This window comes from Paracholeplasma manati, from assembly GCF_025742995.1.
GTDB lineage: Bacteria > Bacillota_I > Bacilli_A > Acholeplasmatales > UBA5453 > Paracholeplasma > Paracholeplasma manati.
Genome location: NZ_JAOVQM010000002.1, coordinates 226,055 through 244,930, shown reverse-complemented (window position 1 = coordinate 244,930; position 18,876 = coordinate 226,055). Strand labels below are relative to the sequence as shown.

Annotated in this window: 17 protein-coding genes; all 17 read right to left on the bottom strand. The window is 33.4% G+C overall.

Annotated elements, in window-relative coordinates; translation table 11 throughout:
* The gene (locus tag N7548_RS03255; RefSeq protein ID WP_263607993.1) at positions 1 to 1,083 is read right to left on the bottom strand and encodes a Glu/Leu/Phe/Val family dehydrogenase; all 1,083 of its coding nucleotides are present in this window, start codon (positions 1,081 to 1,083) and stop codon (positions 1 to 3) included.
* A gap of 154 nt (positions 1,084 to 1,237) precedes the next feature.
* Positions 1,238 to 2,140, bottom strand: a complete 903-nt coding sequence (locus N7548_RS03250; RefSeq protein ID WP_263607992.1) for a PD-(D/E)XK motif protein — start codon at positions 2,138 to 2,140, stop codon at positions 1,238 to 1,240.
* 2 nt (positions 2,141 to 2,142) lie between these two features.
* Entirely contained in the window at positions 2,143 to 2,856 is a 714-nt protein-coding gene (locus tag N7548_RS03245) for a DUF6339 family protein (protein WP_263607991.1), read from the bottom strand.
* A 1-nt stretch (position 2,857) separates the two neighbouring features.
* The gene (locus N7548_RS03240; protein WP_263607990.1) at positions 2,858 to 3,784 is read right to left on the bottom strand and encodes a hypothetical protein; all 927 of its coding nucleotides are present in this window, start codon (positions 3,782 to 3,784) and stop codon (positions 2,858 to 2,860) included.
* Positions 3,777 to 5,804 carry a hypothetical protein gene (locus N7548_RS03235; RefSeq protein WP_263607989.1) on the bottom strand — a complete coding sequence of 676 codons (2,028 nt, stop codon included), beginning with the start codon at positions 5,802 to 5,804 and terminating at the stop codon, positions 3,777 to 3,779. Before N7548_RS03235 ends, N7548_RS03240 begins: the two co-directional genes overlap by 8 nt.
* A complete protein-coding gene (locus N7548_RS03230) occupies positions 5,797 to 8,586 on the bottom strand; it encodes a Z1 domain-containing protein (RefSeq protein ID WP_263607988.1) in 2,790 nt (929 codons plus the stop codon). Before N7548_RS03230 ends, N7548_RS03235 begins: the two co-directional genes overlap by 8 nt.
* Positions 8,587 to 8,606: 20 nt before the next feature.
* Positions 8,607 to 9,713, bottom strand: a complete 1,107-nt coding sequence (locus N7548_RS03225; RefSeq protein WP_263607987.1) for a DNA cytosine methyltransferase — start codon at positions 9,711 to 9,713, stop codon at positions 8,607 to 8,609.
* A complete protein-coding gene (locus N7548_RS03220; protein ID WP_263607986.1) occupies positions 9,713 to 10,798 on the bottom strand; it encodes a DNA cytosine methyltransferase in 1,086 nt (361 codons plus the stop codon). Before N7548_RS03220 ends, N7548_RS03225 begins: the two co-directional genes overlap by 1 nt.
* Positions 10,791 to 11,657, bottom strand: a complete 867-nt coding sequence (locus N7548_RS03215) for a hypothetical protein (RefSeq protein ID WP_263607985.1) — start codon at positions 11,655 to 11,657, stop codon at positions 10,791 to 10,793. Before N7548_RS03215 ends, N7548_RS03220 begins: the two co-directional genes overlap by 8 nt.
* A gap of 8 nt (positions 11,658 to 11,665) precedes the next feature.
* Positions 11,666 to 12,073: a hypothetical protein gene (locus N7548_RS03210; protein WP_263607984.1), complete on the bottom strand. Its 408-nt coding sequence runs from the start codon at positions 12,071 to 12,073 to the stop codon at positions 11,666 to 11,668.
* Positions 12,074 to 12,133: 60 nt separating this feature from the next.
* Positions 12,134 to 12,439, bottom strand: coding sequence for a DsrE family protein (locus N7548_RS03205; RefSeq protein ID WP_263607983.1), 306 nt, complete (start codon positions 12,437 to 12,439; stop codon positions 12,134 to 12,136).
* A gap of 15 nt (positions 12,440 to 12,454) precedes the next feature.
* On the bottom strand, positions 12,455 to 13,456 hold the full coding sequence (locus N7548_RS03200; RefSeq protein ID WP_263607982.1) for a glycoside hydrolase family 5 protein: 1,002 nt from the start codon (positions 13,454 to 13,456) through the stop codon (positions 12,455 to 12,457).
* 21 nt (positions 13,457 to 13,477) lie between these two features.
* Positions 13,478 to 14,488, bottom strand: a complete 1,011-nt coding sequence (locus N7548_RS03195; RefSeq protein WP_263607981.1) for a phosphotransferase enzyme family protein — start codon at positions 14,486 to 14,488, stop codon at positions 13,478 to 13,480.
* 42 nt (positions 14,489 to 14,530) lie between these two features.
* Complete coding sequence (locus tag N7548_RS03190) at positions 14,531 to 14,710, bottom strand: hypothetical protein (protein WP_263607980.1); 180 nt, start codon at positions 14,708 to 14,710, stop codon at positions 14,531 to 14,533.
* A 7-nt stretch (positions 14,711 to 14,717) separates the two neighbouring features.
* Positions 14,718 to 15,149 carry a hypothetical protein gene (locus N7548_RS03185; RefSeq protein ID WP_263607979.1) on the bottom strand — a complete coding sequence of 144 codons (432 nt, stop codon included), beginning with the start codon at positions 15,147 to 15,149 and terminating at the stop codon, positions 14,718 to 14,720.
* Positions 15,150 to 15,201: 52 nt separating this feature from the next.
* The gene (locus tag N7548_RS03180; RefSeq protein WP_263607978.1) at positions 15,202 to 16,566 is read right to left on the bottom strand and encodes a GGDEF domain-containing protein; all 1,365 of its coding nucleotides are present in this window, start codon (positions 16,564 to 16,566) and stop codon (positions 15,202 to 15,204) included.
* Between the two features lie 11 nt (positions 16,567 to 16,577).
* Positions 16,578 to 18,749 carry a sensor domain-containing diguanylate cyclase/phosphohydrolase gene (locus N7548_RS03175; RefSeq protein ID WP_263607977.1) on the bottom strand — a complete coding sequence of 724 codons (2,172 nt, stop codon included), beginning with the start codon at positions 18,747 to 18,749 and terminating at the stop codon, positions 16,578 to 16,580.
* Positions 18,750 to 18,876 lie beyond the last annotated feature (127 nt).

Sequence of the window (18,876 nt, the reverse complement as noted above, 5' to 3'; positions counted from 1 at the left end):
TTATCTTTTGGGTATATAGTTATCGTGTAAGTTTTTAATGGTTTCAATTCTGTTTTTCGCAAACACTTTGGCTGCCAATTGGGTATGGATGTCTTGTTGTTTAGAAATTTCAAAGATTTCCAATAGACGATCATAAATCAATTTAACATCCGCAAGTGCTTTTTCTTGAGGCCAATTCATCAATTCTACATAAACGTTGATTAAACCACCGGCATTGATCACAAAGTCAGGTGCGTATAAAATACCTCTGTCTTTGATCATTGGTCCATGGATATCTTCATCTAATAATACGTTATTGGCTGTACCTGCAATGATTTTCGCTTTGATTTGTGGGATAGTTTGATTGTTGAGTACGCCACCTAATGCACATGGAGAGAATACGTCTACATCCATGCTATAGATTTGATCTGGGTTCACGAATTCCACTTCTGGATGTTCGTTTTTCATTCTTTCAATGTACTTAGGGTTGATTTCTGAGAAATAAACTTTCTTAGCACCCAATTCTACTAAATGGTTGATGAGATAATAACCTGTTTGTCCTGCACCTTGAACTGCGAAAGTGTACTTAGAAATGTCTTCATTACCAAAACGGTATTTGAGTGAAGCCTTAATACCATATAATGCACCTAAAGCTGTGACTGGGGATGGGTTCCCTGATTTACCTTCAAGGCCAACAACATGATCGGTTTCCATATGCACATAGCTCATGTCTTTCGTGCTGGTGTTGACGTCTTCAGCGGTGATATATCGACCATTTAAGGCTTGAACATATCGACCTAAAGCTCTGAAATACGCTTCGCTCTTGACTTTGGTTGCGTCTCCAATTAATACGGTCTTACCACCGCCTAGGTTCAACCCTGCAGCTGCTGCCTTATAGGTCATCCCTCTAGCGAGTCTTAAGCAGTCCATGACTGCTGCGTCTTCTGATTCATAATTCCAGATTCTAGTGCCACCAAGGGCTGGCCCCAATGTGGTATTATGAATCACTGTAATACCCTTTAAGCCTGTAGTCCTATCATAGAAATAGACTACCTGTTCGTACTTGTGTTTTTCCATGTACTCGAATACTTTAAAATCACTCATGTAAAATTCTCCCTTCGAAATAAAAGCGTTTACATTGGTATTATAACATAGTTATATGTTTTTGATAACCACTATCTAATCAAGTGAATTTTTTTATATTTAATTGAAAAAGAAGCCTGATTGGCTTCTTTTCAGATCAAATAAAAAACATATGTTAAAAGGATTGATATTCTATGCCTGATAAATCAATAGTATAAGTGAGTTTGAGTATCCTATTTCTATGTTTGAAAGATTCAAACTCTTCAGGAAATATTTGTGGGAATGAAGTATCAATTAAATACTCTCTTTTTTCGAGTATTACATACTTATCTTTGCGTTCAATCTTGCCCTTTTGAAGGTTATTTTTTTCAAGGTAAGTATTTATTATGTCAACATCGATTCCCATTTCCTTTAATGAATCTAATGCTTCGTCTATGCAAATTCCGTTTGGATTTTTCTCTACTTTGACATAGAATAGCTTTATTGGCACATGACTATGTAGTTGGTTTTGACTGCTGATTGTTACGATTGACTCGTATTTATTTGTAGTTGTTTTAACTTCATAACTGAAACCGATAGACTCAAAATCATGGGTGCCTCTATCTAATGCAGTCCATTTTACTGTTTTGTCTATTCCATACAGGTAATCATAGATTATTAGTTCACCAAATATGTCATACGATTCTTTATTTATATATTGATTACCAAAAAATTGTTTCCAGTTATTTGACCACTCTAATGGATTATTTAGTAAACTTTGTCTTAAAATACCATTCAATCCCGGATCGCTAAAATTATTGGCAATAATTACAAATTGATCCAAATTTTTAAGTGATTTTGATTTAAGCATTAAAACTCGAGTTGTTTTATTCTCTATTAACATCTCAATAGTTTGTATGATAAATCCAGAAAATTCATCGAAATATAAAGGATAGTTTTCATCTACTGGGATAACAACAGCATAGCTTGAGCTATCCATATACAAGTATGTAATAAATGGATTAATTGACTTAAGCACTCTTACTCGATTTTTATCAAGGGAAGCATAGTAAAGTTTGATTTCGTCTAACAAATTCATTATTATAAATCCTCCGAAAAAGTTATGCCAAAACTAGCAAACAACATCCTAACATAACCATCTATACCCTCTCTATATTTATTTGGAATAATTGTATTTAACTTTGACAAATGTAATATCATTACTCTTCTAAACAATGAATAGCTCTTATTATCAATTGAATCTATGACCTTTCTATCCTTCTTATCTACGTGATAATAGTAGTACATTATCTTTCGGAATAAATCAATTGATATTCCTTTTTTCCCAGGTCTTTCAACCAAGTTTAAAATCGTATCAGTCGTATTGTCTTCAAGTGCTTTTAACGTTTCTTCTCTTGTATTTTGCCATGATAAATGAACATACCAATAAAGTGTTGGAAAATACATTCTCAAATTTTTTTTATAGTAGTACTCCTTTGTTGATTCTTTATAGGGATCATCAATAGGATGTCTAAAATCTATGACTTCAGGGGCAACATCTAAACAAATATACCTCCAATAATCATAGTTTGTTAGGTATGGTTTAAACGTTTTTATTTCATTCATAATTATATAGAAATCTACTGCAAAACGATAGTCAAACTCATAACCCTTAAGGTTTTTGTATTTTTCAAAAATTTTCATAATTTCAATTCTAATTTGCTTATATTCATCACTCAAATCACCTATATTTTTAGTTTCAAAATAATGAATATAGTGTTTTTCAGCTTCTAATTTGCTTAAAAATTTAGTCATTTTAAAATTTGAACTCCTTATCAAAATATAGTTTTATAGAATTTGATAAATTTGTAATTGAACTATAATCAAATTTATGTTTTTCTTGGAAATAATACAATATCCTCATGATCGTTCCTTCTTCACTATTAGAATCAATACTATGATCCTCACAACCTTCAATCAATGTAGAAATAATTTGAGTTATTGCAGACGATAGGACATCCTTCAAAAAACTAATGTTAAACTCTTTACTACCCTTATCTATATATTTATAATCTTTATGTTCCTTGTTTAAGTAGATACAAACGTAATCTTTGTTGAATTGGTCTTCTTCAACAGATTCTATATCAACTTTGACTTCCCATAATGGTTTTAGTGCATCCGCGATACTCATAACAGGGAAAATTGATCCAGAACCTTCAAGAATCAAGGAAAATAGTCTACTTGAGCCGATAATAATTCCCGGTTCATTAGCTAGATGCCTATGTTTATCATCTGCACTACCAGGAGTATCAATAAAAAACACAATATCAAAGTTTACATTATCTTTAAAATCCTTGTAATTAAGCATCAATTCGACTTGTTTATTGTTGTCTTTAGTATCTTTATTACATTCACCAATTACAACAAAACCTCTTTGTCTAGACTCTTGAGAATACCACTCTATACCATATCCAACTTGTGCATCAATACACGCGACTTCAGGATTTAAGAACATCCTATCACATGATAGAATTTTTGTACTAATCTTAATATATAGTCCGTTATCACGATAAACCCAGTCTTCGTTTGGATCAGTGACTTTAATTGATTTCTTATCTAATTGTTCTTGTCGTAATGGGTACTTTTTAGAATACTTATCTTCGAAATAAAAGTCATACTTAGTTTTAACAATTTCATTGACTAAAATTGAATTCAATGCAGGATATAAGGAAATATTACTCATCGCTGTTACCTCGATCAATTGTGTGGACTAAATCAATATTTATTGATTTGTCAATAACGGTCAAATATAAAGCAATTCTAATATCAATTTCGATATGCTTAATGTTATTGAATCTATATCCAATGGTACTTCCATTTTCTGATATAATCTTCTCAATAGTAAAGTCCTCAAATGCTGTAATACTTTGATTCTCGTTAAAGAAGAATGTGTTGTTCTTGATGTTTTTATTCTTATCAATTTGTAAAATAAAAACTCCGATTTTTTCTATCTTGAAAGGAGAATCAAGACCGATTTGATTCCACTCATCGATAGAAATGGCCTTAGAACCAGATAAAATCTTAAAAAAAATCTCAATTCTATTTATCGTTGATTTCCATTGAAGCCTAACTAACATTGTTACGTACTTTTCATATGAAATATCTTCTATGCTCAATTTGTGTATTCTTGATTTGCCGATAACAGTCCCACCACCTCTTCCATTTGGTGGGGTTTTTAGTGTTGGTAAATCGCCATAGTCTTCATTTGGTAATAACATATTTGCCAAGATTTTCCCTAATTCCTTCAAATTATCTTCTGAAATCGGATCATCTAGATTTTTTTGTTGAGCTTTTTGAATTTTACGTAAACGAGAAGTTATTAATTTGAATGGTTGTAAATCGACCATTTTCTTATTAGTGAAGCTACCGATATCGCCCCAATCCATATGATCTGCTTTTTCACTTGCTCTGAAGTATGCTTCCAACTCATCATTCGTTTCAAGTATGAAAATACCTATGAAATACTGATTTGGTGGTGTTGATAGTTTGGGCGAGACCCATGGAAAAGATTTTTTGTAGTCAATTATCATACCTGGTTTTCTCGTAAACATGATGATTGGCTCGTTACTGTCAATCGCATCCTCATCATCATGTACTATTCCTAAGAATTGAAATGGTGAATGTTGATTATGAGGTGGATTGATTTTTAATTGATCATCATCAAAAACTCCAAATATGAATCTTCCAACTATACCTAAGTCTTTTATTTCGATATCTTTAACTTGATAAAGTTCATGGTCGGAGAATTTATAATTATACATTAATTGTAAATGTTTAAAAACTTCGAATGTATTAAAACTATCAAATTTATTCCCATTATACGTGAGTGAAATATAAGGTTTAACCGATTTGTTGTTGAAGCGAGGAAAATACCATTTTTGGAAGGATAGTTCAAAAGCCTTCCTCAAATCTCTTTCCCAAGGAAAAATAGTATTTCTTCCGAAATTTCCTTGACAATTTGGCAGAAAAACCATTTCATCAACATACGGTATAATTAAAATTGTACCTGTTTCATTTCCTTCATATGGTTTCAAATCAAAAACACTTAAGAAACTAAGGATTTCATGATCATCTGTAACAGGTATTGTATAATCATTTTTTTGTTTTCCAAAAAAAGCTATCCCACTATACTCACTGGTCTTTATAATACTATTACTTCTAAGTTCGTTTTCAATTAATACACCGACCAGTCTTGATTGATATTCATTATTTATCTTAATTCTAGAATAATAAAAAATTATACCAATACCTAATCTATAAAACGAGGTTTTACCAATACCCCATGAACCTCCAGAGTTTGATTCACTTTTCTTGTACATGACATCATATACTAAGTTATATAGGTTTTGATCTTGTTTGTTTGCAAATTTGCTAACCACTTCAGGATCTAGGTCTCCTACAAGACCTATACAATTCTTATCGCTGAATGACAAGTATTTATCGACCAGGTCATTTCTTTTTGATATTACTTCACCAATCATCTCAAGTTTATTGCATAACGCATAAGAATCAAAAGACTTGTAATTTATATCTATATTAATCTCTGAAGACTTTTGTCTAGTATCAAATGCATCTATGCTGTTTTGAACAGCTTCTCTAACAAACAAATCTATATTTTGCATTGTTTTGTTTTGTATTGAGTCTAAGATTTTACTTCCTGACATTTGCATCTTTTTTTGTTTTAATATTTCAATATTAAGCATCTTCATCTACTCCTTCAAAATCAATGTTTGGTATTATTTTCACTCTAACGTACTGATCTTTGTTGGATGAACTTATTCTTGGTAACAACAAAAATATACCAATCACATCTACGGAAGAGTTTAGATCCAATCTTACTTGTGAATCCTTTTTAATCGCCTTGGAATCTCTATCAATTACATATATTAATAACTGTGGCATCTTTGATACACATGATTTTTCTCTGATCACCAAAGGACTAATTGAATCATCTTTAAAGACGTTGATGAGATCAGGATTTTGATCTAAATCGATATCAAGAAGTATATCCTTACTATCCCTTAAAACTCCTATTGATATTTCATCAGGATTACTATTCTTAACTTTTGAACGATTAACTTTTTTGACTTTTAACCCTGAAATGTATGTTTCTTTACCTGATTGAATACCAGAGATTGCTACATTCCAATTTTGAACTAAATCTTGTTTTTTGGCCTCTATATACCATTCTTTAATGCCTTCGTACCCTTTCATTAGTTTTATATGGTCAGGGTATTTCATATTAGAAAGGTATTCAAAAACTTTTGTATGATTTACATTTTTCCATATATATGCATCTTTTGCATGGATATTAACTGGATTATTCAAAATAGGATTTCCTAAAGTTTTTATAAAGGATTCTGTTGATTGAATGTTTTTTTCTAATGTACGTATATCCTTATAAAACACAGTAGTTTGAGCCTGATATCCTGAAAAATCTGCATCAACTTCTTCAACTCCTTGCATGCGATTTTTTGAAGTAATTTGAATAATTGCTAAATCAGGATCAAATATCACTCTCGGTGCATAGTCTAGTGGTGACAATCCCATCTTTTCCATAAATGAAAGTTCGTTTCTAAGTTTAAAATCCAAGTTTGAAAGATATTTGAATTGTATGATTGCATTATCAGTCAACCATACTCTAGGATAAAGCTCATAATTATGCCTATATCCAAACCATCTACCCATTTGCATTAGTGTGTCTGCTTGTTTGGTTGTTCTTAAAAAATAAGTGCTAACTAATCCTTCGAGTGTTAATCCACGAGATAAAGTCGAACCACCAATTACAATGAATGCTGGTGCGGTTATACTACAATTCTTGGGGTCAGGGTAAGCTAGTCTAAAATGTCTTCCATTAAAATCAACACCGTTATATTTACAGTTGTCGATGCATAAATGCATTCCAGTAGTATAAACTAACTTATCATTGTCATAATCCAACTCAATATTACATGGTTGTTGATCTATTAAAGATTTCAACTCAATTTTAAAGTCATCAAAATTAGGATAATCATTAATTTCTTTGTCTAAAACTCCATATTTTGGATATTGAAGTCGTAGATACGATTTATTAAATTGTTTAGTTTGTTGGTCCCAAACTTTCTTCATTTTAAAAATAAAATCATCAATTCTATTTGATTCTTTTTTTATCCACTCCTTAAGTCTTTGATAAATATCACTATGATCCTTTTGTTTTTGACTCGTATGAATCAACATACTTAAAGGTTTTTTATAGCCTGATAATCTCAATGCAGCAACTGAGCAATAAAACCACATAACTGACTCTTTAAATGACGGTGGTAATTCACTATCGAAATTTGGATCATCCTTTTTAATTAATTTAACGTCATTTATATCGATTTTATTAACAATTGAGAGTCCTAACAAATTCGAATCGTCGAGTCCAAAAATTTGTTGGGGTCCGAAGTACTCGTCTGATACGGCTAGAGTAGCGATAAAGCTACTTGGATACAATGATTCTGGTTTGGCTTCATTCAATATATTTGCATATGGAGTTGCCGTATAACCAATATAGTTTACTGCACCAAAGCTTTTAGGTTGCTTTTCACTTTTATAGTTACGATTTGCTACAAGGTCAATAATCAATTTATTGATTTTCGTTCTTTCATCACTATCAATATCTAATGTATTAATACCTGCCTGATCAGCTTCATCATCAATAACTAGCAATTTTATGCCTTCTTTACTTAATTGATCCTTATTTATCCATTGATTTAGGTTTTTTAAAACTGCTTGGTTTTTTAGACAAACATATAGATATCTCTTTTTTGATTTTTTTTCAAACTTTAGGTCTTGTAAACGGAAAGGCGATGCTGTCTTACTCGATAAATTTGTTAAAAGTTGAATTTGAAGATTACTATTGAGATCCAAATCCCCATACAATCTATCCTGTGTTTGCTCTCTAAGTTTATCAATCGTGCCTGATAAAACAACAAAAAAGTTAAATCCAATATCAGCTGCCATAGCGATCAATGCAGCCATGTTAGCAGTTTTACCTGATTGAACATTACCTACTACTAAACCTTTTACTGGTCTATCTTCTTCGGTTTTATCCTTTAATTGTACTAAAATACTTCTAGATGATTCTTCAATATTTCGAATTGTTCTTTCTTTAAACTTTTTTTCTCTAAGCTTGTTTGAATACAAATTCCATAGACTATTTTCATCATTTGATAAAGGTAAATCTAAGTAATTTTGCGGATCTTCTGCTACTATGGTTGGGACTCCAATGATCTCAGCTGTTAAGCTTTCCATTTCCGCAATTTTCTCGTCATTAACGATTAGATGCCATGTTTCAATATCAATGTCCCAATATTGTTCAATTTTATTAACATTTAGTTTAGATAAAAATTCTTCAATTGAAGATTGATTAAGCAATTCTATTTTATCCCAGCTTAAACCTCTTTTTCGTGATTGTTTAATCCAATCTCGAATTTTAGCATACTTTATATTGCTAATATCCATATTTTTCTCTCCCAAAAATTCTATAGAATATTTTGATTAAATAATTCTCTAACAATACCGATTAGTACATCAACCACTATCGAATTTCCCGCTTGTTTGTACATTTGAGCAACTGATACAACGACTCGAAAATCATCAGTAAAACCCATTAATCTTAGAGCTTCTCGTTCCGATAACATTCGAATTTGGCCATCGTGATCTACATAATTATCTATACCAGCTCTATGACAATTTCCCATAGTTGATAAAATTGTTCTAGCGATTTCTTTATTAATCACAGGTTTTTGATAAAAACTTTTCGTACCTGATTTTAAAACATATTTTTTTATTTTCTCCGATAAATAATAACGGGATCCTATTTCACCTGGGTTATTATGAATAACTAACTCTCCGGATTTATCATATGTAAAATTCCCGAAAGAGCAGTGATCTATTAGAAAATCTTGCATTTTATATTTCAAATCTATATTAATATTATCTAGACTGAAATCATTTTGATCCTTAATTCCTATTACAAACATTCTTGCCCTATTTTGTGGAACACCAAAATCTTTGGCATTAAGTAATTTAGAAGTTATTTTATACCCTGTGTCTTTAAATAAACCAGACATTATTTCCCATGTATTTCCGTGATCGTGGTTTTTTATACCTCTTACATTTTCATAAATAAAAATGCGAGGTTTTATCTCATTAATGAGTCTTATAAAGTCGAAAAACAGTGTCCCACGTGCATCTTCCAGTCCTTTTTTATATCCTACTGAGGAAAAACTTTGACATGGACTACCTCCAACTAGAATGTCGACCTGATCAGTAAAATCATTACCATCCAGTAAACGTATATCTTCGTAAAATTTATTTTCATCCATGGAGTAGTTAGCTAAAAACGAGTCTTTCACGAAGTTATGTCTCCTAGTATTAGATTTATATAATTCGTCTACATACTTTTTCTTTTCTAACGGATTTTTAAGTGATTTAACAATTTGTATTTCCTTATCATAATCATAATCAATGATTCTTCCACCATTATCGCAAGCAAATATGATTTCATTTGGGATTTTCAATCGTTTAAGTGCAAATTCAAATGCACCAATACCACTAAATACTGTTGCAACTTTAATCTTTTTCATTATTTCATCACTTTCATAATTTCATTAATTAATGCTTCCATTACATTGACTACAATAGAATTACCAGCTTGTCTATATGCTTGCATTTTGGGAACGACAATTTTAAAATTTGAGCTGTATCCCATAAGGTTCAAACATTCTCTATTGGTGAGTTGTCTAATGTATCCATGTTGATTATTGTAAATACCTTCATATGCTCTTCTTTTAACTTGGTCATTCGTAATTGATGCAGTAGGTACAAAAACAAAATCACCATTCCAATTAAACTGTTGATTTGCTTTTTGTGTTCTAATAGTATCACCTAGAATTTTAGCTCTATTTTTATATTTTGGATTTGTTACAAATTCAAATCCTTTTTTTCCTAAATAGAAATGGGATTCAATTTCATTGTTTTCTTCCAAAAATGTTGTTATTGGTTCAAAATTTTGTTGACCTTTCGGAAACTCGAATTCTATTGATTTATCTCTAAATCCCACAACAAATAGTCTTTTTCTCCTTTGAGGAATACCGAAATCTATCGCATCCATAACTTCAAACTTAATATTGTAGTCCAGTTGCTTAAATACTCCTTTAATTACATCCCAAGTGTTCCCATAATCATGCGTTAGCATACCTGGTACATTCTCAAAAATGAACACTTCGGGTTTGATTTCATTTACAAGACGTGCGAAATGATAGAAAAGTGTACCTCTTGTATCATCTAAACCGGCTCTTTTTCCCATAATTGAGAAACTTTGACAAGGGCTCCCACCTACAAATAAATCAACTTGATTTATGTATTTGTTACCATCAATGAATCGAATGTCATCGTACCATCTACTATCATCAATGTCATAGTTGGCAAAATATGTTTCACGTACATAATTAGGTTTTCTTTCTTTGTTATACAGGTTATTAATATGCTTTTTGACGTCTCTAATTTGATTAAGATGGATATCGTCTTTTATCTCACTTTCAGTTTGATTTAAATATCTTTCGCCTGAGTCACAAGCGAAAACAGTTTCAAATGGTATGCTTTGTTTTATTAATGCGTGTTCTACTGACCCAATTCCACTGAAAACAGTTGCTAGTTTTAGTTTATGCATTGATTTCACTCTCATATATAACTGTAATTTCGTTATTTTTAAAGTCAATACAAAAAAATATGTTATCAGGGTTGATCTGATTCATTTGTTTAATTTGATATAAGTCAAAAATATAAGCCATTTTTCCATCACCGATTATTTTAACTTGTACTTGATTTTGTTTATTGAGGTTAGTTTCTACATCAATAATCTGGTTATATGCTTTCATTTTAAATTTACGATTAAATTCATTATCATCAACATTAAGGATATTTTTAATCAAGTCGTACATTATACTTTCATCTTTAATTCCAAAATATAGACTATTATCAGATCCAACTTTTTTTAAGTTTGATTTTGATGGTTTTCTACAGATCTTTTTGTTAGCCACATCACAATAAAAAATAGTTTTAGAATTCAACATAACTTTCTTGAAGGTACGATTTTTTATCTTCAAGAAATACTTATAATTATTATATGCTGCAGAAAGTATGTGATGCCATTTTAAGTTTAGGTTTATATTCTTTTGATTACTTTCAAAATCAATGATCATGTTTGTGAACCAATTATGATCTGAAACTGTGTATAGGTTAAAAGGTATTGTAATGTTATAACTGTATTCGAGTATTTCTTTCACTTTATTTAAAGAGTCATAATACTTTTCAACACTTACTTCTTTAATTAGGCGTTCTTGCTTCAAATACAAAGAAAACTCTTTTTCATAGTCTAGATCGATAGAAACTTGATCTATCATAGTTAAATATTTCGGTAGTTTTTCATCAAAAATAAGACCCTTTAACTCGTCAACAAGGTAGTTATCCTTTTCTTTTATAGAATGTGACAGAATATCAATAATTTCCAAAATTCTTTTTTTATCCATATTTTCCTCTATTTCTTCTCAAACAAGTTAAAAACAAACTGGTTAAATGTTAATTTGTAGTGTTCATCTTCAATCGATGTTGGTAATACAACCACACACGATAAGTTTTGTTTCGATTTTGATGAAACTGTGACTTCATTGTCGAAGATACGACAATTCACAGGATATCCTACTTCGTTGGATAACCGAGTGATGAATAAGTCTTCGAGTTTTAAGATTTGTGACTCATCGGTGGTATTCTCAATGGATATTCTAAAAGTCAGATTAGAACCATTCTCATAGAAACTATCCACCAAATAAATGATGCCATCCTGTTTGATGGATAAATCATCTGAATACCTTACGATGGTACCGTTATTTTGACAACCACTCAAAGTGATGATCATTAAAAATAAAATTATATATATTTTCTTCATTCGATTAACCTCGTCATTAATTCAATTATAACATTAAGAAAAGAAAAAAACCGTATCAATTTACGGTTTTATATAAGCATAACCTTGATTTTGTAATAAGACAATCTGATAGACACCACTCTTCACGATTTCAGTACCTGGTAAAACATCGTTTGGATTGAGATTTCTCGTCTTTATAGAGTTCTCACATAAGTAGTATTTCACATTAGGTTCAAGCTTCACAGTAGATTTAATGAATAGTTCAACCGCTTCTGAATTGATGACCACAGCGATATTCATCACTGGGCTCATTTGTAATAAGTTTTTGATATTCATCGATAATAATGGCCATTTGTGTCTTTCGTCGATATGAAACAGTGCTTTCATGGGTTTCTCCTCGGTTTAATAGTTTTTAGGTAATAAATCGGCATCAATCATGCGTCTCATGTCCCAATTCAAATGGGATTCACGGTCAATTTTGTAGTTCCAAAAATAGAACCCAAAGGCTTGATTATACACATACAGTTGTAAATCCGCTAACAGTCTGACAAATAAGTCATGGGAAAATGGATCCTTAAAATCCATCTTGGATTCTCTCAAACCCAACGACCATTCGCCTACAATGACTCTGACAAACTTAGAGAGGTTTTGAATCATTTGGTGCCGTTCTTCGATCACCACTTTAAGGTGATTGAGTTCGCCACCGTTGACGATTCGTTCATCAAAACAGTGGTATAAGTGTAAGTCAAAAGCGACATTGTCCTTGTTTTTGAAGAAGGTTTTCCAAACACCTAACTTAGGTCTAAAGGCGTCATGGAAAACAATAAGCTTTTGAGTGATCTTTCGAATCTCTTGGTAACTTCTTTCATAGAAATCTAAGATGATATCAATATCGATTGAACTGTGTGGTTCATTTAAAACTTCGATCCCAACAAAGGCGTTGTTTTCATGATAAAGGCTCACCAACGATTTCAATACTTCAATCGTTTGATCGATATTTTTCTTGTCTTTTGGCCAATCGATGACACCGGTGATTCCACCGTTATCAAAGCCATTTTGACAACCAGGTGCGGTATGTAAATCGAGTAGTATTTGAATCCCATAACGATTGGCGTATTCAAACGCACGATCGATGTGTTCTTTCGAACGGTGATACAAATCGGTACCTAAAAACCACCATGGCACAGGTAGCCTTACCTGTGTGATGTTGTGTGCTTTAAGGTACTGGAAATCGGCTTCTGTGATGAAGGTTTGATAATGGTTGTCAAGTGCTTGATGGGGATCTTTATGGTTTTGCATAAAGTGGGTTTCATCCGGACCGGTTAATCCTTCGAATAACGCTGGTCTCATCCAAGATTCTAAGACGAACCAACCACCTAAATTGACGCCTCTGATGTGTTCCATAGTGTACCTCTTTCTTGATTATTATACCATCGATTCTTTTTGAACTTCTTCATAAAGCATATCGTAATCTAGGTTGAGAAACGGTTTGTGCTGTTTGAGGTCTTCTAAGTAAATGCTGTTGTATTTTTGTGTGAAAGGATCTGTTGGTTGAGTACTGCGTTTGAGTGCGAGATATAAAATGAGGGTTCTTAGCTTAAAGAATAATTCGATTCGTAAAAAATCGGATTTTTTTAAGGTGTGTTGTTTCATATAGCCTTTTAACAACGCTTTGATGAAAGGTTTAGCAACCTCATGACGGTTTGGATTGAAAAAGACGGTATAAAAGATCGCGATGGCGATATCACTTAAGAAATAAAAATAGGCACAATCATCAAAATCAAACACGGTTAGATTTTGATCTTGATCGACTAAAAAGTTACCGGCATGGATGTCGGTATGAATCAATCCGTAATTGTCTAAAGACATCGGGATTTGTTTGATCGCTTCGATGACTGAATTCAGTTCACCCAATATAAATAAATCGGTATCATCTAAATACTTTCTCGCATCCAAAATCAATGAATCGTCATACCAGGTGAATCGTCGATCGATGTTGAAACTTGGTTGATAAGTCATGGTCGAACGATGAAAAGCCCCGATGGTTTGACCATAGTTGTCGATCAATGTTGGGTTAGTCAGTAAGTCTTTGGTTCGAATACCTGCTGCTTTTTCGGTTGAAGACAACGTGAAATAACCCATATCCGCAGGGATTCTATGCGTATAGTTGCCGTGACGAGTGGTGACAGGTTTAGAAACCCGTGCCCCCTGTTGATATAAATGATTCACAAAATCAAACTCTGAATCGATTTGATCTCTGGTACGGTGCGAACTATGTGTGAACTTTAAAATATACCGTTGTTGGTTGAGCGTATATTCATACACAAAGGATTCAAATCCACCCAATAGTTTGAGTGACCCTTCATCCATTGGATACAGTGTTTTCGCAACCTCTAGCATCGATTCATTAAATAAGGCTTTTACCTGTGGTTCCATGCATTTCCTCCTAGAAAAAATATCCCAAATGGGATATTCATATTAATGGTTTGGTTCCCATTTACAACGGATTTTAGAGACAATCTTCTCATCTTTTTTAAGAGCCTTCATCGCTTTATCAACGACTTTAGGATCTAAACCCGACTGGGCTTCGATTTCTTTTTGTGAGAGTGGTACACCGGCATTTTCTAAGACTTGTAATACTATAGCTTGATCATCCATGGGTATATTATCCTTTCTTGATTTTATTGAACAGTTCCATATTGAGTAATAGTAATAGCGGAATGGCATAAACCGATACCGCGAGTACGGTTTCGAAATACGCATTTAAGGCTTCTAGTTTCGCAGGGAAATACGTGCCATCGATCCATAGATAATAAATGTCGTATCTTGGTAAAATGACGAACCCTTCGGTTTGAATATTAAAGAATACCACTGAAAACCAAATGAAGTAAAATATGGATAATAACAAAGCCATCGGGTTGGTTTTCACTTTGAATGAATATACCCCATATAAGATATTGAATAAAATCATGGTGAGTAAGAATAATACAATGCCTGAGGCATCTTCATAACGGAAAAAGCCAATTAAGAGTTGTAGATAAATTAAAGATGTGATGACATAAAGTCCAAGATAAATCCATTTTTCATATTTTTTCATGATTTCATCTCCCTTACCTTTATTATAAAACAAAACGTTTAGATTGTTAGGTCTAAACGTCGAATAAGTCATAATCTTTTTGATTTTTTTGTTTTTTGTCTAAATACATTTGGACATCCGCTTCATGAATGACTTTTTTAAGATTGCTGTCATGTGAGAGCATGGAAATACCATAGGAAATGGATACGACATAGGGTAAGGATTCCGAAGCTTTTTGGATTTCTACATTCAGTCTTTTCGCAATCTTCTCGGCGAGTTCACGTTCACAGTCTTCTAAAATGACGACAAATTCATCGCCACCAAATCTAAAGAACAAGTCATTGGCACGTAAAGATTCTTGAATGAGTTTAGAGATATTTTGTAAAACGGTATCGCCAGCTAAGTGACCATAGGTGTCATTGATGGCTTTGAGGTTATCAAAGTCAATCATGATGAGGCTGGCTACCCAGCCATCTGCATAGCGTTGTTCAAACGCCGCTGCGTAACGGTCAAAGTAACTTCTTGAAAAAGCACCAGTCAATGAGTCTATATCCGCGATTTGCGTGATTTCATCCTTTAAAAGGTTGGTTTCTTGGATGATTGAACCAGCTTTTTGATAAACGGAAGTGTTAAACACAATGAACGCTAGAAATATAACGAGCATCAAACCGAGGATGGCGTATTTAACGATTGAGTTGGTGTTACCATACAAATCGGCATTGGTCATGGAAATGACATAAAATATTTGATTCCCGTTGAACGCACCCACATAGTCGACATGTTCATCATGGACATAGATGATTTCACCATCAACCTCTAGTCTTTTCCCTTCTGCGTACACTGATTGTATAAATGAGTCATTTTTGTATAAGTTTAGGGTGATGTTATCACTGGACAACACCGCACTGGATAAATCAAAATAGATCATCAAATATCCGACATTGGTGAAATTCATGGTGACTGGATAGGTCACACGAAGCACGTAGCCAGTATCTAATGGGATGAGTTCATGATCATAAAAGTCAAAAATGATGTCTTGATAGGTGTAGGTTTCTACCGGACTACCATAAGTGGATAATGGAAAGTTATTCGTTCCGATTTCTGCGTATACCACATAATCAAATAAAGCCATGTTTGTAGGAAAGGACGCAGTAAAATAAGCAGTGATATCTGCTTGTGAGATGTTACCTTCCCAATAGCCTTTCATCATTTGTTTGGTATCGTAGTTAGATGCGATGATATTCGCATCCTGCAATGAAATGGTGATAAACGATTGAACGGAATCACGGTAGATTTCTGCTGCGGTGATGAAGTTCATACGTTTTTCTTTTTCAATGGTCTGTGAAAGCGGACTATATATACCAAAAATGGTTAAAAGCGATAGGAGGGTTATGAATGTGATTAGAAAAACTTTAATTCGTTTTAACAAACCATCCATAAGGGGTTCTCCTATTCAAACACTTTGACAAATATATCTACAATATCAGGGTCAAACTGAGTCCCTGCATGTTTTTTAATTTCTTCAATCGCCGCTTCATGTGATTTTTTAGGTCGATATGGGCGGTCTTGGGTAATGGCATCATACGCGTCAATGATCGACACAATTCGCGCTATTAGCGGAATGTCTCTACCTTTGACTTGGTTTGGATAACCTTTACCATCGTAACGTTCGTGGTGATTCAAAATCCCTTCTGCAATCGGTTTTAAATCGACCGATGATATGGCGATTTGATACCCAATGAGTGGGTGTTTTTTCATGACTTCCCACTCGTCATCGGTGAGTGGGCCTGGTTTATTAATGATATGGAATGGTACCCCAATTTTACCGATGTCGTGTAACATCGCGAGTAAATAAAGGTCATCCATCGTGGTTTGTTTTAAGCCTAATTTCACACCAACTTTAAGGGCGATTTCCCCCATGCGTTCCATGTGATCTTGAGTTTCTTGTGAGTTCGCAACCATCGTCGCTTTAATCGATGACAAAGAGTCACGATTGGAGCGGCTATGGGCAAGTAACTTACGTCTATGCATGAAGTCTTCCGCACTACGGATGATGTCTTTGATAGACGATTCATGGTCGAGCTTGGTTTCATAGCCACAAGATACGGTCATTTGATACTGTAATCCGTTGGGTCCATCATAGGTAAATGTTTTCGCTTTGTCTTGAATCTCAAGCATGATTTCATAGGTTTCAAGGCTTGGTGTGTTTTTGAGGATGATCGAAAACTCATCCCCACCAGTTCTGGCTACGATGAAGTTCTTCTTTTCATAAGCACGTAAAATACCCGCGAAATCCAAGATGACTTGGTCACCGGCAGTTCGACCAAAGTTGTCATTGATCATTTTCATGTTATCGATGTTCGCGATTAAAACACCAAATGGATAAGCTTGTTCATCGTCTAATGACGTCAATGTTTCATCAAAATAGAGACGATTTTTGAGACCCGTCAACTGGTCATGGTATATCATGTGTTCGATTTCTAAATCGCGTTCACGACGCTTATTTAAATCGATGATGATCCCCTCTAAAGCAATCACGTTTCCAGTTTCATCATAGATGGGTTTGCCTTGTTCATAAACCCATTTATTTTTGCCTTCTTTGGTAATGATCATGTATTCTTTTTCAAATATGGATTTTTGGTCAATGATTTCTTGCCAGGTATCTTGTAAAAGCTCACGATAATTGGGATGAATGATGTCGTTAAATGCGATGATATTGTTATCGATGACTTCATTGACGTCATACCCTGTGAGGGTTTTAATCCCTTCACTGATGAAAGTCATCGTCCAGTTTTCATCCATCTTACAACGATAAATCATGCCGGGTAAATGGTCTACTAGAATTTGTTTGGTATGTTCACTTTGTTGTAAGTCTCGCTTTAAACCTTGTAGCTGAGAGATGTCTTGAAACGAAATGACAAAACCAATCTCTGAATTTCTACCAGCTTTAGGTAGAATGGACAAGGAGACATCGAGCCAAGTACCATCGTTTTTACGCAGTTGTGTCACCCGATTGTATAGTGGTAAATAGGGAACAACATCTTTAAATTGCGTTCGTTTAGATGCTTGAGCATCTTGAAATAATACCTCAAAGATATCTTTACCCAATAAGGACAAATCATTGTCGTGTCCTAAGATGTGATTGGCACTCGAATTGATGTGTGTGATGAGATAGTCATTTGAAACAACGATGATCCCTTCTGCGATCGCATTTAAGATGAGGTTTTGTTCCATCTTCGCGCTTTCATACGTTTGTTTGTATGAATCGTATAAATCGATACTCGCGACAAACTCATCGTCACTGATCTTAAACGCTTTGACGAAATAAGTTTTGCGTAAGAGCGATGAGTATTGAATAAATTCGACTGTTTCATCGGTCGTAAACACTTTTTCATACGATTGAATCCAATTGCCTAAATGGGTATTGGTTTCTGAAGAGAATAGACTGACACGTTTACCAACCAGTTGTTCACGTGTCGCGTTCATTTGATCGAGATATGCTTGATTGACATTTAAGATGATAAAATCAATGGCACGGTGCTGTTCATCAAAAATCATTTTGTTATGAACAAATCCTAAACTTGACTCTTCAAAGAGTCTTTCATAAATATTTTTATACACTTAAATTTCCCCGTTTTCTAAGTCCTAACAATCATCATTATAAGGGAAATTTAATATTTTTACAATAAATTATCGGTTTTTCACCACAAGACATCTATTTTTATAAAATAGGACACAAACTTTGATA